At 62.5% G+C, this 15,657-nt stretch carries 11 protein-coding genes; 3 read left to right on the top strand and 8 right to left on the bottom strand.

All coding sequences use genetic code 11. The annotated features are described in order from the left end of the window. Positions 1–6 precede the first annotated feature (6 nt). Together KI609_RS11865 and KI609_RS11860 are read left to right on the top strand one after the other, a co-directional pair. Entirely contained in the window at positions 7–3,087 is a 3,081-nt protein-coding gene (locus KI609_RS11865; RefSeq protein WP_226443482.1) for a response regulator, read from the top strand. Next, positions 3,059–4,249, top strand: coding sequence for a two-component system response regulator (locus KI609_RS11860; protein ID WP_226443480.1), 1,191 nt, complete (start codon positions 3,059–3,061; stop codon positions 4,247–4,249). Before KI609_RS11865 ends, KI609_RS11860 begins: the two co-directional genes overlap by 29 nt. Positions 4,250–4,410: 161 nt before the next feature. On the opposite strand, the gene bioB is transcribed toward KI609_RS11860, so the two are convergent. The 7 genes from bioB to scpA all read right to left on the bottom strand — a co-directional run bounded on the left by bioB (position 4,411) and on the right by scpA (position 13,390). Beyond that, entirely contained in the window at positions 4,411–5,460 is a 1,050-nt protein-coding gene (bioB, locus tag KI609_RS11855; RefSeq protein ID WP_226443479.1) for a biotin synthase BioB, read from the bottom strand. 52 nt (positions 5,461–5,512) lie between these two features. Next, on the bottom strand, positions 5,513–5,749 hold the full coding sequence (locus KI609_RS11850; protein WP_226443476.1) for a hypothetical protein: 237 nt from the start codon (positions 5,747–5,749) through the stop codon (positions 5,513–5,515). A gap of 225 nt (positions 5,750–5,974) precedes the next feature. Continuing rightward, complete coding sequence (locus KI609_RS11845) at positions 5,975–6,445, bottom strand: VOC family protein (protein WP_226443474.1); 471 nt, start codon at positions 6,443–6,445, stop codon at positions 5,975–5,977. Positions 6,446–6,560: 115 nt separating this feature from the next. Then, positions 6,561–8,609, bottom strand: a complete 2,049-nt coding sequence (locus tag KI609_RS11840) for an acetyl/propionyl/methylcrotonyl-CoA carboxylase subunit alpha (RefSeq protein WP_226443472.1) — start codon at positions 8,607–8,609, stop codon at positions 6,561–6,563. A gap of 21 nt (positions 8,610–8,630) precedes the next feature. After that, entirely contained in the window at positions 8,631–10,163 is a 1,533-nt protein-coding gene (locus tag KI609_RS11835; RefSeq protein ID WP_226443470.1) for an acyl-CoA carboxylase subunit beta, read from the bottom strand. A 33-nt stretch (positions 10,164–10,196) separates the two neighbouring features. Continuing rightward, positions 10,197–11,198 (bottom strand): methylmalonyl Co-A mutase-associated GTPase MeaB, encoded by a 1,002-nt coding sequence (meaB, locus tag KI609_RS11830; RefSeq protein ID WP_226450365.1) that lies wholly within the window; start codon positions 11,196–11,198, stop codon positions 10,197–10,199. 23 nt (positions 11,199–11,221) lie between these two features. Next, positions 11,222–13,390, bottom strand: a complete 2,169-nt coding sequence (gene scpA / locus KI609_RS11825) for a methylmalonyl-CoA mutase (RefSeq protein ID WP_226443468.1) — start codon at positions 13,388–13,390, stop codon at positions 11,222–11,224. A gap of 127 nt (positions 13,391–13,517) precedes the next feature. On the opposite strand from scpA, the gene KI609_RS11820 reads away from it, so the two are divergent. Beyond that, positions 13,518–14,153: a GntR family transcriptional regulator gene (locus tag KI609_RS11820; RefSeq protein ID WP_226443466.1), complete on the top strand. Its 636-nt coding sequence runs from the start codon at positions 13,518–13,520 to the stop codon at positions 14,151–14,153. Between the two features lie 88 nt (positions 14,154–14,241). On the opposite strand, the gene KI609_RS11815 is transcribed toward KI609_RS11820, so the two are convergent. Next, positions 14,242–15,576 (bottom strand): ferric reductase-like transmembrane domain-containing protein, encoded by a 1,335-nt coding sequence (locus KI609_RS11815; RefSeq protein WP_226443464.1) that lies wholly within the window; start codon positions 15,574–15,576, stop codon positions 14,242–14,244. Positions 15,577–15,657: the final 81 nt, after the last annotated feature.

The raw sequence follows: 15,657 nt of genomic DNA, 5'->3' as shown, positions 1-15,657 counted from the left end.
CCACGCATGCTGCGCAGCAAACACATTCTGCGGCTGATCATTGCGGGCCTCGTGCTGGCATATGTGGCCATTGCGGCGGTGCAGTACCTCCAATTCCGCAGTGTCGAGGCGGTCATGCGCCGCGGCGATGTCAACGCGCTCTGGTCATTTCTGCAGCTCAATGTGGAATATGAAAAGCTAGATCACGCGCTGCACCAGTTCGAGCTGGCCCCATCCAGCATTCCCATGGAGCAGCTTGAACTGCGCTACGAGCTCTTTTTAAGCCGGTTCAGCACGCTTGAAAGCGGCACAGCGCGCACGCTGATGCAGGACGAGCCCATCTACGCGCAGGCGTTGGCTGCGTTGCAGATCTTTGTTGCGGCGGGTGACACCTATTTCGGGGCCAGCGTGGATGCGGCCTCCTGGCAGAAAAACATGCGGCTCTTGCGCGGCGAGCTCGACCTCCTGCGCGAACCTGTGCGCGAACTCGCCCTGAACGCCTCGCGCGTGTCTGCGCTATTGGGCGATACGCGCAATGCCGAGATCAAACGCCAGACCCTGCTTACCACCGGGCTCACGGCATTCCAGGCCGTCCTCACGTTTTTGCTGGCATTCGCTATGGCGCGGCAGTTTCTCAAACGCGAAAAAGCCAAATCTCTGGCCATGGCCGCCCAGGCCGATCTGGTCGAGGCCCTCAAGCGCAACGAAGAAGCACTGGAGGCCCGCGTAACCCAGCGCACCGTCGAATTGCAACGGGTGAATGCAGCGCTGCGCGAGCATGAGGAGGAGCTGGAGATTGCCCGGGCCAAGGCCGAAGACGCCTCCCAGATGAAGTCGGACTTTTTAGCCAACATGAGCCACGAGATCCGTACGCCCATGAATGCGGTCATCGGCATGAGCCACCTGGCGCTAGGCACCGATCTTTCACCTCGTCAAAGGGACTATGTCGAAAAAATCCAGCGCTCTGGCCAGCACCTGTTGGGGCTGATCAATGACATTCTGGATTTCAGCAAGATCGAGGCAGGCAAGCTTGAAGTGGAGGTGGTGGATTTCGAGCTGCGCAGCGTGCTCGACAATGTGGCCAACCTGATCAGCGGCAAATCGAGCAGCAAAGGGCTGGAACTGCTGTTTGATGTGGACCCTGTCCTGCCCGATGACCTGCGGGGCGACCCCTTGCGCCTAGGGCAAATCCTGGTGAACTACGCCAACAACGCCGTCAAATTCACCGACGAAGGCGAGATCATTTTGCGGGTAAGGGAAATATCGCGCAATGTGGACGGCATCCTGATGCGCTTTGAAGTGCAGGACACGGGCATTGGGCTTACCGAAGAGCAGCAGTCGCGGCTGTTCCGCTCCTTCGAGCAGGCCGACAGCTCCACCACGCGCAAATACGGCGGCACAGGCCTGGGCCTGGCCATCTCCAAGAAGCTCGCGAGCCTGATGGGTGGCGACGTGGGAGTGCATAGCATTCCCAACCAGGGCAGCACCTTCTGGTTTACCGCCCGCCTGGGCCTGGGCAGCACACAACACAGCGCCCTGATGCCCAAGCCCGACCTGCGCGGGCGCCATGTGCTGGTGGTGGATGACAGCGAACAGGCGCGGCGGATCCTCAGCGGCCTGCTCAGCAGCATGAGCTTTGCGGTGACAACCGCCAGTTCTGGTGAAGATGCCTTGACCAAGGCACGCAACGCCGACCTGGCGGGCCACCCTTGTCAGATTGCGTTTCTGGACTGGAAGATGCCCGGCATGGACGGCTTCGAAACGCACCGCCAGCTCGCCCTTTTGCCCCACCCTCCCCGCTCCGTCATCGTGACGGCGGCGGGCCACGACGATGCCCTGCCGGAGCTTGAGCGCTCGGGCATTGCACTCATGCTGACCAAACCCGTCAGTCCTTCCGACCTGTTTGACACGGCCATGCGGGCTCTCGGTGGCCGCGTTGTTTCAAGCAATGAGCCGCGCACCCATGCCCCGGGCCATGCCCCCAACATGGCGACGATCCGTGGCGCCCGCGTGCTGCTGGTGGACGACAACGACCTCAACCAGCAGGTAGGCAGTGAACTGCTCACGGGCGCAGGCATGGTCGTCGAGGTCGCGGATAACGGCCAGATCGCACTCGACATGCTCACGCGTGCGCCCTACGACGTAGTGCTCATGGACATGCAGATGCCTGTCATGGATGGCCTCACCGCCACTCGCTTGTTGCGCGGCAACCCCCAGTGGGCCGAGCTGCCTGTGCTGGCCATGACCGCTAACGCCATGAGCCGTGACCGAGATCGTTGCCTGGAAGCTGGCATGAACGGCCACCTTGCCAAACCCATTGATCCGAACGAATTGTTTGCCAGCCTGCTGCGATGGGTCAAACCGCGCGCAGTGGCGCAAGAAGACCCCGCTACCGCGCTGGCGATAGCTGCCTCCGAACCCACACCTGACCTCGCCCCATGCCCCGATGCGCTGCAGCGCATCGGCGGGCTGGACGTCAAGGCCGGCCTGCGGCGCGTGCTCGACAAGCGCCCGGCCTACGAAAGCCTGTTGCGCAAATTTGTGGCCGGGCAGGCTGTGGCAGTGCAAACCGCCCGTGCCGCCTTGGCAGCACACCAACCAGACAATGCACAGCGCGCCATGCACACGCTCAAAGGCACAGCCGCCACAATTGGCGCGGGGCCACTGGCTGAACTGGCCCACGCGGCAGAACAGGCCATCGGACAGAACGCACCCGCGACCACCCTGGAAGCACTGCTGCAACCCGTAGACACCGCGTGCAAAGCCTTGATAGCGGCGCTGCAAACCGCCCTGCCTCTGGAAAATGAACCCGACACCTATGGCGCAGACAGCGCGGCAAGCGCGCCCATCGATACCGCTGCGGCACAACAGCTGCTGGATCGGCTGGAGGCCCTGCTGGCAGACGACGATTCGGAAGCCATCGAGCTCTTCAACGCAGAGGCCTCTGCCTTGAGGAGTCTGCTCGGACCTGCGTTGCCCCCCATGAAGCGCGCGCTGGACAGCTACGATTTTGTGAATGCGCTGGCCACCCTGCGCAAAGCCCGAATCTCCCACCCACATGACAAAGAGGACCCGGTTCATGAACAGCCCACTGGAGATAAGCGGTAAGTGCACGGTGCTGGTTGTCGACGACACCCCCGACAACCTGTCACTGATGAGCGATCTTCTGCGCACGGACTACAAGGTCAAACTGGCACCCAGTGGCGAGCGAGCGCTGCAGATCGTGGCCGCAGAGAGCAAGCCCGACCTGATCCTGCTGGACATCATGATGCCGGACATGGACGGCTACGAGGTGCTGCGCCGCCTGCAATTCAACCCCGACACCGAAGACATTCCGGTTATTTTTCTCACTGCCATGAGCGCGTCGGAAGACGAAAGCATTGGCCTGGAGCTGGGTGCGGTGGACTACATCACCAAGCCCATCAACCCCGCCATCGTGATGGCCCGTGTGCGCAACCACCTGCAGCTCAAGCGTGCACGGGACTACCTGGCGCGGCACAACCTGTTGCTGGAGCAGGAGATCACCAACCGCACACGCGCATTGGCCGAGCTGCAGGACGCCACCATACGCGCCATGGCGTCTTTGGCCGAAACGCGTGACAACGAGACCGGCAACCACATCCGGCGCACGCAGCACTATGTTGAGGCGCTGGCTCGCCACCTGCAAGACCACCCGCGCTTCAAAGACGATCTCACAGACACCGCCATCGAGACGATCTTCAAATCGGCGCCCCTGCACGATATTGGCAAGGTGGGCATTCCTGACCGCATCCTGCTCAAGCCCGGCAAGCTCACGCCCGAAGAGTTCGAGATCATGAAGACGCACACCACGCTGGGGCGTGACGCCATCGTGGCCGCTGAAACAGATGCGATGCTGGACAACCCGTTCTTTCGCTACGCCAAGGAAATCACCTACAGCCACCAGGAGAAATGGGATGGCTCCGGCTACCCCGAAGGCCTGATGGGCAACAACATCCCCCTGTCCGCGCGGCTGATGGCTGTGGCGGATGTGTATGACGCATTGATCTCAGAACGCGTCTACAAACCCGCTTACTCGCACGAACATGCCGTGGAGATCATCCGCGACGGCCGTGGCAGCCATTTCGACCCCGACATGGTGGACGCCTTTCTTGCGCTGTCCGAAGAGTTTCGGCGCATTGCCCAGCGTTTCGCCGACGCAGAGCCTTCGCGGCTGGCAGAGATCGACCGCCTGGCCGCCGATGTACCCCCGGAGCGCGTCGAGCGGATGTCGGGCGAAGAGCCGCGCTGATCCCGGAGTGGGTTGAATCCGGCAGTGGCCTACCGGCCTCAGAGGGCCTGCTGGCACGCGATCCGCGTGGCTAAGCCCTGCAGCGAATCGGGTGACAACGCTGTCCAGCGGGCGCGCCACCTGCGTCAATTGGGTGACCTGGGTGACTTGGGTGACTGGGGTCAGCGGCACTCGGTTTGTTCTTTTTCAGTGGTTGTGGTCCGGTGCCCGTTCAACCCCAGCTTGCCCAGCAGTTGCACATCGGCCTCCACGTCGGGGTTGCCGGTCACCAGCAGTTTGTCGCCATAAAAGATGGAGTTGGCTCCCGCCAGAAAACACAACGCCTGCACGGCGTCGCCCATCTGCTGGCGACCCGCAGACAGGCGCACGCGTGCCTTCGGCATGGTGATGCGTGCCACGGCGATTACGCGCACAAAGTCGAGGGGATCTACCGGCGCGCTGTCGGCCAGTGGCGTGCCGGGCACCCGCACCAGGCTGTTGATAGGCACCGACTCGGGGTATGGCTGCAGATTGGCCAGCTGCGCGATCAGGCCCGCACGGTGCACCGGCGCCTCGCCCATGCCCACAATGCCGCCGCAGCACACGCTGATGCCTGCGGTGCGCACATGCGCCAGCGTGTCCAGCCGGTCCTGGTAGGCCCGGGTGCTGACCACGTCGGAGTAGTACTCGGGGGCGGTGTCCAGGTTGTGGTTGTAATAGTCCAGCCCGGCGTCCTTCAACGCCTGCGCCTGGTGTGATTCGAGCATGCCCAGCGTGGCGCAGGTCTGCAGGCCCAGGCCCTTCACGGCGCCAATCAGGGCGCTGACTTTTTCAATGTCGCGGTCTTTGGGGGCGCGCCAGGCGGCGCCCATGCAAAAGCGGGTGGCGCCAGCGTCTTTGGCGGCCTGGGCGGCGCGCACCACTTCATCCACCTCCATGAGTTTGTCGGCCTTCACGCCGGTGTCGAACTCGGCGGCCTGCGGGCAATAGCCACAGTTTTCGGGGCAGCCCCCCGTTTTGACCGACAGCAGCGTGGCCAGCTCAATGTTGCCCGCAGGCCAATGCTGGCGGTGCACCGTCTGGGCCTCGAACAGCAGGTCCATGAACGGTTTGTCGAGCAGCGCCTGAATGGCCTCCACCGTCCACGGCCCGGCAACCACCGGTGCAACTGCATTGCGGTGGATGCGCACTGGCTGAGCGCGGTGGGTGGGGATTGTTGCGTTGATTTCCATGGGGCACTTTCTTCAAAGACGATGGCAACCGGCGCGGCCTTGGTGCGGTGTTTTACGCAAGCCGTGCGACGTGACCGGCCGGATTCTGGGCGAGAAATCCATGCCAATCCAGCCTTTGGGCCCACAAAGTCATCCAAAATTTGGCGCGCCCATCTGCGTCCAAATCAGCCATCCATTTGCTTGCAGATATGCCATGAATCGCGGCTTTTGCCGGCGGTTGAACGCATGCCATTTCGCGCTGCAGCAACCCGCTGCCATCAGCCCGCAACGCATTCAATTCATCCGTCAACCCGTTTCCCAACGGCTCGGAGAAAGCCACTTTTACGGTACGCGCCGCGCGAAGAAGACGAACGAAGCCGGTGATTTCGCAGGTTGCGCGCCACGCCGATCCCTACCAACACCCGGCGGCGCAAAAACACGCACACCAAAGCAAAGGGCCAGCCGCATCACTGCGACTGGCCCTTTGCCGGGTCAAATAGGCTCCAACACGCGGAGCGATGGAACAAGCAGCCGCCTACCCCAACGCGGCAATCACATCCGTGGGTGCCTGCACCAACTCGATCAGCACGCCTTCGCCCGCAATCGGAAACTCGTCATTGCTCTTGGGGTGCAAAAACGTGATGTCGTAGCCCGCCGCCCCCTTGCGGATACCGCCCGGCGCAAAACGCACGCCTTTGGCGGTGAGCCATTCCACGGCCTTGGGCAGGTCGTCAATCCACAGGCCGATGTGGTTGAGCGGTGTGGTGTGCACGGCGGGTTTCTTGTCGATGTCGAGCGGCTGCATGATGTCCACCTCGACCTTGAACGCGCCCTGGCCCATGGCCAGGATGTCTTCATCGACGTTCTCGCGCTCGCTCTGGAAGGTGCCGGTCTGCGTGAGGCCCAGCATGTCCACCCACAGGGTCTTCATGCGCTGCTTGTCGGTGCCGCCAATGGCGACCTGCTGGATGCCCAGAACTTTGAACGGGCGTTGAGAGGCAGTCATAGTTACTCCTGATTTGATAGCTGCTTGCGCTTGATACATAAGTGCCAGAGGCCAAAAACACTAAAAAGGGGCGCAAGGCCCCTCTTCTGGATTGGTCAGTGAACCACGCGGCAGATCACTGGAATTCCAGAATGATCTGGTCCACCGCCAGCGATTCGCCCTTGCCTGCGGTGACCTTGCCCACCACGCCATCCTGCGCGGCAAAGAGGATGTTCTCCATCTTCATGGCCTCGATCACCGCCAGCTTTTCACCGGCCTGCACCTTCTGGCCCGGCTGCACCGCCACATCGACCAGCAGGCCGGGCATGGGTGACAGCAGGAACTTGGACAAGTCTGGCGGCGCCTTGAAGGGCATGAGCTTGTGCAGCCGTGCACCCAGCGGCGACAGCACCAGTGCATCGATCTGCGTGCCGTTGTGCGCAATGCGCAGCGCCAGCGGGTTCTTGCCCACGCCACGCTCCACCTGAGCAGTGAAGCCCTGGCCGTTGCACGCGCCCTGCACGCGAATCTGGCCCAGCGTGGCGGTGCTACTGATCTGATAGCTATTACCGCCCGCGCTGATTGCGCTGGAGCCCGATTTGTCTTCAAAGTCGGACACCGTCACCTCGTGGTGCTGGTTCTGCCCTTCGGCGCCCAGCGTCACCACCACAAACTGCTCGCCCACCTTCACCTCGTGCCCCGCCAGCTGGCCGCTGATGCCCGACGCGCGGGCACGGTAGCGGCGATGCATGAACGCGGCCAGCGCCACCAGGAACAGCGGGTCGCCGTGCGGCACGTCTTCGGCGTGGAAGCCCTTGCTGTAGTTCTCGGCGATGAAACCGGTGTTGAAGTCGCCCGTCACAAACTTGGGGTGCGCCAGCAGCGCGGCTTGGAACGGGATGTTGCTGCTGATGCCGCGAATCACAAAGCTGTTGAGCGCCGCGCGCATCTTGGCGATTGCGTCGTTGCGGTCGGTGCCGTGCACGATGAGCTTGGCGATCATCGAGTCGTAGTACATCGGGATCTCGCCGCCCTCATACACGCCCGTGTCCACCCGCACGCCCAATTTTTTGGTCGTATCGGACTGGAACATCGACTCCTCCGGCGGCTGAAAGCGCACCAGGCGGCCGGTGGACGGCAGGAAGTTGCGGAAAGGATCTTCGGCGTTGATGCGGCACTCGATGGCCCAGCCATCGCGCTTCACATCGGCTTGTGTCAACGGCAGCTTCTCGCCCGCCGCCACGCGGATCATCAGCTCCACCAGGTCCAGGCCGGTGATGCATTCCGTCACCGGGTGCTCCACCTGCAGGCGGGTGTTCATCTCCAGAAAGTAAAAGTCCTGGTCCTTGCCGACCACAAACTCCACCGTGCCCGCGCTCTGGTACTTCACGGCCTTGGCCAACTGCACCGCCTGCTCGCCCATGGCCTTGCGGGTGGCGTCAGAGATGAAGGGCGATGGGGCCTCTTCGATCACCTTCTGGTGGCGGCGCTGGATGGAGCATTCACGCTCGTTCAGATAAATCACATTGCCATGGCTGTCGCCCAGCACCTGGATCTCGATGTGGCGCGGCTCCTGCACGAACTTCTCGATGAAGATACGGTCGTCGCCAAAGCTGTTGCGGGCCTCGTTCTGACAGCTGGCAAAGCCTTCAAACGCTTCCTTGTCGTTGAACGCCACGCGCAGGCCCTTGCCACCGCCACCGGCCGAGGCTTTGATCATCACGGGGTAGCCAATGCCCTTGGCAATTTCCACGGCCTGCTCGGGCCCGGCAATCGCGTCGTTGTAGCCCGGAATGGTGTTGACCTTGGCCTCGTTGGCCAGCTTCTTGGAAGCGATCTTGTCGCCCATGGCAGCAATCGAAAACGCCTTGGGGCCAATGAAGGCGATGCCTTCGTCTTCGCAGCGCTTGGCAAAGGCCTCGTTTTCCGACAGGAAACCATAGCCCGGGTGCACTGCCTGCGCGCCGGTCTGCTTGCAGGCGGCAATGATCTTGTCGGCCAGCAGATAGGACTCGCGGCTAGGCGCAGCGCCAATGTGCACGGCCTCGTCGGCCAGCTTGACGTGGCGGGCTTCCTTGTCGGCGTCGGAGTAGACGGCGACAGTGGCGATACCCATCTTGCGGGCAGTAGCGATGACGCGGCAGGCGATTTCGCCACGATTGGCGATCAGGATTTTCGTAAACATGTTTTTATGCTCCTTGTCCGCTCACAGGGGGATGTTGCCGTGCTTGCGCCACGGGTTTTCCAGCTTCTTATCGCGCAGCATGACCAGACTGCGGCAAATGCGCTTGCGCGTCTCATGCGGCAGGATCACGTCGTCGATAAAGCCCCGTGCACCGGCCACAAACGGGTTGGCAAAACGCTGCTTGTATTCCGCTTCACGCGCGGCCAGCTTCACCGGGTCGTTCTTGTCTTCGCGGAAGATGATTTCCACCGCGCCCTTGGCGCCCATCACGGCGATTTCTGCGTTGGGCCAGGCCAGGTTCACGTCGCCGCGCAGGTGCTTGGAGCTCATCACGTCGTAAGCGCCGCCGTAGGCCTTGCGGGTGATGACGGTGATCTTGGGCACGGTGCACTCGGCATATGCGTAGAGCAGCTTGGCGCCGTGCTTGATGATGCCGCCGTACTCCTGGCTGGTGCCAGGCATGAAGCCGGGCACGTCCACAAACGTGACGACCGGGATGTTGAACGCATCGCAAAAGCGCACAAAACGCGCGGCCTTGATGGAACTCTTGATGTCCAGGCAGCCCGCCAGCACCAGCGGCTGGTTGGCCACGATGCCCACGGTCTGGCCTTCCATGCGGGCAAAGCCGATCAGGATGTTCTTGGCGTACTCGGGCTGCAGCTCGAAGAAGTCCCCGTCGTCCACCGTCTTGAGAATCAGCTCCTTCATGTCGTAGGGCTTGTTGGGGTTCTCGGGCACCAGGGTGTCCAGGCTCCGATCCATGCGGTCGGCCGGGTCGTTGCTGGGGCGAACCGGGGCCTTTTCGCGGTTGTTGAGCGGCAGGTAGTTGTACAGGCGGCGAAGCATCATCAGCGCCTCCACGTCGTTCTCAAACGCCATGTCGGCCACACCGCTCTTGGTGGTGTGCGTCACGGCGCCGCCCAGTTCTTCGGCCGTCACTTCTTCGTGGGTCACGGTCTTCACGACTTCGGGGCCGGTCACGAACATGTAGCTCGAATCCTTGACCATGAAGATGAAGTCCGTCATGGCGGGCGAGTACACAGCGCCGCCAGCGCTGGGGCCCATGATCATGCTGATCTGCGGAATCACGCCGCTGGCCAGCACGTTCTTCTGGAACACGTCGGCATAGCCGCCGAGGGACGCCACGCCTTCCTGGATGCGCGCGCCGCCCGAGTCGTTGAGGCCGATGACCGGTGCGCCCACCTTCATGGCCTGGTCCATCACCTTGCAGATCTTCTCGGCATGGGTTTCGGAGAGTGCCCCGCCGAACACCGTGAAATCCTGGCTGAACACGAACACCAGGCGGCCGTTGATCATGCCGTAGCCCGTCACCACACCGTCGCCGGGGATCTTGTTGTCCTCCATGCCAAAGTCGGTGCAGCGGTGCTCGACAAACATGTCCCATTCCTCGAACGTGCCGTCGTCCAGCAGCAGCTCGATGCGCTCGCGCGCCGTCAGCTTACCCTTGGCGTGCTGCGCATCAATGCGCTTTCGCCCGCCGCCCAGGCGTGCCAGCGCACGCTTTTTCTCCAGTTGATCCAGGATGTCTTGCATGGTCGTCCTTTGGTGAATTCGGTTATTTGCTATTTATTTGATAGCTGCTTGCGCCTGATTGGATTGCGCCAGCAGCAGATTTCGTGCGGCAGTGGATGCCGCGATGCGCCCGGCGGCCACATCGGCCTGCATTTGCGGCAGCAGCTCGCGCACCTGCGGGTGCTGGCGAAACGCGAGCTTGAGGCCCGCGTCGATACGCTCCCACATCCAGGCCAGCGCCTGCTTTTCGCGCCGTGAGGCGAGGCGGCCATTGGCAGTTTGCAGCTGGCGAAACTGCGTGACGGCGGCCCAGAAGCTGTCCACACCCTGCCCCAGCAGCGCGCTGATTTGTACGACCTTGGGGTGCCACAAGGTTTCGTCGTGGTGCGCGTTTTCCGGGTTGCCGTGCTGGCTCAAGAGGCGCAGGCTCGACGTGATCTGCGCCTCGGCCCGCGTGGCGGCGTTCTTGTCGATGTCGGCCTTGTTGATGACGACCAGGTCGGCGATCTCCATCACGCCCTTCTTGATGGCCTGCAGGTCGTCGCCTGCATTGGGCAACTGCATCAGCACAAACATGTCTGTCATGCCCGCCACCGCAATCTCGCTCTGGCCCACGCCCACGGTTTCGACAATGACCACGTCGTAGCCTGCGGCCTCGCAGACCAACATGGCCTCGCGGGTCTTCTCTGCGACTCCGCCCAAGGTGCCGCTGGACGGGCTGGGGCGGATGTAGGCCTTTTCGTGCACCGACAGGTGCTCCATGCGCGTCTTGTCGCCCAGAATGGATCCGCCCGAGACGGTGCTGGACGGGTCGATGGTGAGCACGGCCACGCGGTGGCCTTGACCGATCAGGTACAGGCCCAGGGCCTCGATGAAGGTGGACTTGCCTACGCCCGGCACGCCGCTGATGCCTAGGCGAAATGAGTTGCCGGTGTGGGGCAGCAACTGCGTGAGCAGTTCATCGGCCTGGGCGCGGTGGTCCACCCGCGTCGATTCGAGCAAGGTGATGGCTTTGGACATGGCGCGGCGCTGCACGGCAGCGTTGCCATGCAACATGCCCTCCAACAACACGCCTGAATTCACGCCACTGCCTTGCGAATCTGCTCCAGCACGTCTTTCGCACTGGCTGGAATCGGCGTACCGGGCCCGTAAATGCCCTTCACGCCCGCCTCATACAGATGCTCATAGTCTTGCGCCGGAATCACCCCGCCCACAAACACAATGATGTCGTCCGCGCCCTGGTCCTTGAGCGACTGGATGATGGCGGGCACCAGTGTCTTGTGGCCTGCCGCCAGCGTGCTCACGCCCACGGCGTGCACGTCGTTTTCGATGGCTTGGCGGGCGCATTCCTCGGGGGTCTGGAAGAGCGGGCCCATGTCCACGTCAAAGCCCAGGTCAGCAAAGGCGGTGGCCACCACCTTGGCGCCCCGGTCATGGCCGTCCTGGCCCAGTTTGGCGATCATCACGCGGGGGCGGCGGCCCTGTTCTTCGGCAAAGGCGTTGATTTCGGTCTTGAGTTTGTCCCAGCCTTCGGCCGAGTCATAGGCAGCTGCGTACACACCGGTCACCTTTTGCGTATCGGCGCGGTGGCGCCCAAAAACCTTCTCCAGCGCATCGCTGATCTCGCCCACAGTGGCACGCAGGCGCACGGCTTTGATCGACAGGTCCAGCAAGTTGCCCTCGCCGCTTTCTGCTGCAGAATTGAGAGCATCTAGCGCTTGCTGGACAAGCGCTGGATCGCGTTTTCCCCGAATATTCTTCAGGCGCTCGATCTGGCCGTCACGCACCTTCATGTTGTCGATCTGCAGGATATCGACCGGGTCTTCCTTGGCCAGCTTGTATTTGTTGACGCCGACGATCACGTCCTTGCCGCTGTCGATGCGTGCCTGCTTCTCTGCGGCTGCAGCCTCGATCTTGAGCTTGGCCCAGCCGCTGTCCACGGCCTGCGTCATACCGCCCATGGCCTCGACCTCTTCGATGATCTTCCAGGCGGCGTCCATCATGTCCTGGGTCAGCTTTTCCATCATGTAGCTGCCAGCCCAGGGGTCGATCACGTTGGTGATGTGGGTCTCTTCCTGGATGATGAGCTGCGTGTTGCGCGCAATGCGGGCGCTGAACTCGGTGGGCAGCGCAATGGCTTCGTCAAAGCTGTTGGTGTGCAGGCTTTGGGTGCCGCCAAACACGGCCGCCATGGCCTCGATGGTGGTGCGCACCACGTTGTTGTAGGGGTCCTGCTCGGTGAGGCTCCAGCCCGAGGTCTGGCAGTGCGTGCGCAGCATGAGGCTCTTGGGGTTCTTGGCGCCCGTGGCCTTCATGATGCGGCACCACAGCAGGCGCGCGGCGCGCATCTTGGCGACTTCGAGATAGAAGTTCATGCCAATCGCCCAGAAGAACGACAGGCGCCCGGCGAACTCGTCCACGTCCAGGCCCGAGGCGATGGCGGTCTTCACATATTCCTTGCCGTCGGCCAGCGTGAAGGCCAGCTCCAACGCCTGGTTGGCCCCGGCCTCCTGCATGTGGTAACCCGAGATGGAGATCGAGTTGAACTTGGGCATGTTCTTGGCCGTGTAGCCAATGATGTCGCCAATGATGCGCATCGAGGGCTTGGGCGGGTAGATGTAGGTGTTGCGCACCATGAACTCTTTCAGAATGTCGTTCTGAATGGTTCCGCTGAGCTTGTCTTGCGAGACGCCCTGCTCTTCCGCCGCCACCACATAGCCCGCCAGCACAGGCAGCACGGCGCCGTTCATGGTCATCGACACGCTGACCTTGTCGAGCGGGATCTGGTCGAACAGGATCTTCATGTCCTCGACCGAGTCAATCGCCACACCCGCCTTGCCCACGTCGCCCGTCACGCGAGGGTGGTCGCTGTCATAGCCCCGGTGGGTGGCCAGGTCGAAGGCCACGCTCACGCCCTGCCCGCCTGCAGCCAGGGCCTTGCGGTAGAACGCGTTGGATTCTTCAGCGGTCGAAAAGCCTGCGTATTGGCGAATGGTCCAGGGGCGCACCGCATACATGGTGGCCTGGGGGCCGCGCAGGTAGGGCTCGAAGCCCGGCAGCGTGTTGGCATACGGCAGGTTGGCCGTGTCTTCGGCGGTGTACAGCGGCTTGACGGTGATGCCGTCGGGCGTGACCCAGTTCAAGGCGTTCACATCGCCACCGGGGGCCGACTTGGCGGCCGCCTTGGTCCAGGCGTCCAGCGAAGCGGCAGCGAACTCGGGGGCGTTGTTGTGGGGTTTGTCACTCATGGCGAAAGCTTCTCCGAAGATGGCGTGGGGCGTAAAACGGCGCGAGGGCGGGTCCCAATGTGGCGGCGAGTTTACATCATTCATAATTATTGATTCAAAATATTCCACGCAGCTTACAATCCGCCCCATGTCTGCCCTCACCCTCACTCCCCGCGCGCTCTACGAAGAAGTGGCTGAGCAGTTGCGCCAGCGCATCTTTCGCCGCGAACTGGAGCCCGGCAGCTGGATTGACGAGCTCAAGATTGCTGAAGAATTCGGCATCAGCCGCACCCCCTTGCGCGAGGCGCTGAAGGTGCTGGCCGCCGAGGGCCTGGTCACGATGAAGGTGCGCCGTGGCGCCTATGTGACCGAAATGAGCGAAAAAGACCTGCGCGACGTGTACCACCTGCTCAGCCTGCTGGAAAGCGACGCAGCTGGTGTGGTCGCCACCACCGCCACCCCCGCGCAACTGCAAGAGCTGCAGGACCTGCATGCAGAGCTGGAGGCCGCCGCCAGCGAACGCGAGCGCTTTTTTGCCGTGAACGAGCGCTTTCACATGCTGCTGCTGGAGCTGGCCGACAACCGCTGGCGCAGCCAGATGGTGGCCGATTTGCGCAAGGTGATGAAGCTCAACCGCCACAACTCACTGCTCAAACAGGGGCGCATCGAAGACTCACTGAACGAGCACCGCGCCATCCTCGCCGCCATGGTGGCGCGCGACGCCAAAGCCACGGCGAAGGCCATGCACGCCCACTTTGCGCAGGGCCTCGAAGCGGCGACCTAGGACGTATCGGGCCAGGCGCATTCACTGGCGCGTAGGCATACTCCGCCGCATTGAATAGCGCCAACCTCGTATGGGCACAGCGCCCAGATCACCGCATCTGAAACAGCTCCTGGTGAAAGCGGGATTCGAGCAGCCCCATCACCATAAGGTCCGTCTTCAGCGACCGGCCAAAAAGCGCGGGGCCGCAAAACCAGATGTCGGCGTCCTGCCAGTCGGGCACCTGCTGGGTCAGGCGCGCCGCATTCAGCGGGCCGCCGCGCTCGCTGCCCAGAACGTGCAGGCGCACACCTGCAGCCTCTGCATCGCGCGCCATCAAGCCGATGGCGTGTTCATCGACGATGGATGTGGGATGAAACAGGTCGATGGACTTCCCGTCGTGGGCCATCGCCAGCGCCTTCATGCGCGCAATAAACGGTGTGATGCCGATGCCGGCCCCAATCCAGATCTGGCGCTTGCATGCCCCCTGGAAGTTGAATTTCCCATAAGGCCCTTCCAACTCCACCCCATCACCGAGGGCGACGCGCTCGCTCAGCGTGCTGGTGTAGTCCCCCAGCGCCTTGATGATGAAAGTGATGCGCCCGTCGCCCGCCCACGCCGAAGCGATGGTGTAAGGATGGGGCCCCTCGTCCGCATGCAGGGTGACAAAGGCAAACTGGCCCGGCGCATGCCCCCGCCAAGCGCCTTCGCACTGGATGTCCACCTCTGTGACCTGGAGCAATGCATGGTGGCGAACCCCCACCACCGCACCCGCCACCTTGCGGGCCGCTGCCACGCGCCCAAAGAGCACCAGCAGGGCCGACACGGTGCCCGCCGCCGTCAGCAGCGCCATGAAGGGCCCCAGCACGCCACTCCAGTAATCAAACTTGAGCAGCACCACCGAGTGCCACACCAGCGCCAGGTAGGCCAGGGCCAGCAGGTGGTGGGTTTTGAAAAAGTACCGGTAAGGGAACCACTTGAGCAGCGCCAGCACCATCAGCACCACCGCCGCGTAGAAGGCCCATTCGCCAACCCCCTCTGCCAGATGCCGCTGGTCCAGCAGGAATTGCTGAACCGGAGCGTCGGGCAAAGTGCCTCTCGCGCCCCGCGCAGGGCGTTCCAACCACCCCCAACCCACCAGCCATTTGGGCGCCTTGGCCAAAAGCCAGTGGCTGGTCGAGATCACCAGCGCCGATATGCCCAGCCATTTGTGCAGGCGGTACATCTTGTCCAGGCCGCCAAAAAAGGGTTCAAAGACGACAGGGCGCACAGCGAGCACCATCGCAGCACTCATGACACCTATGGCCAGCACCCCGCTGTATTGCATCAGCACCACACGCCAGTCAAAAAAATGGGCTGGTGCCACCCAGACGGTGAGCTCGGCCACCAGCCACAGCGCACTCAGCGCGCCGAGATACATCCAGAGAAACCGTTTGATGTTGCGCATTGAACTACCCGGAAATTGTTTTTTCCAGTGTAGAAAATCAGCGTAAACATGTATTGACACCAGGTGTCTACTTCGTAAAAG

The sequence above is a fragment of the Acidovorax radicis genome (genome assembly GCF_020510705.1).
GTDB classification, from domain to species: domain Bacteria; phylum Pseudomonadota; class Gammaproteobacteria; order Burkholderiales; family Burkholderiaceae_C; genus Acidovorax; species Acidovorax radicis_A.
The sequence above is the reverse complement of the archived record's forward strand: the minus strand, read 5'-3'. Positions and strand labels throughout refer to the sequence as shown.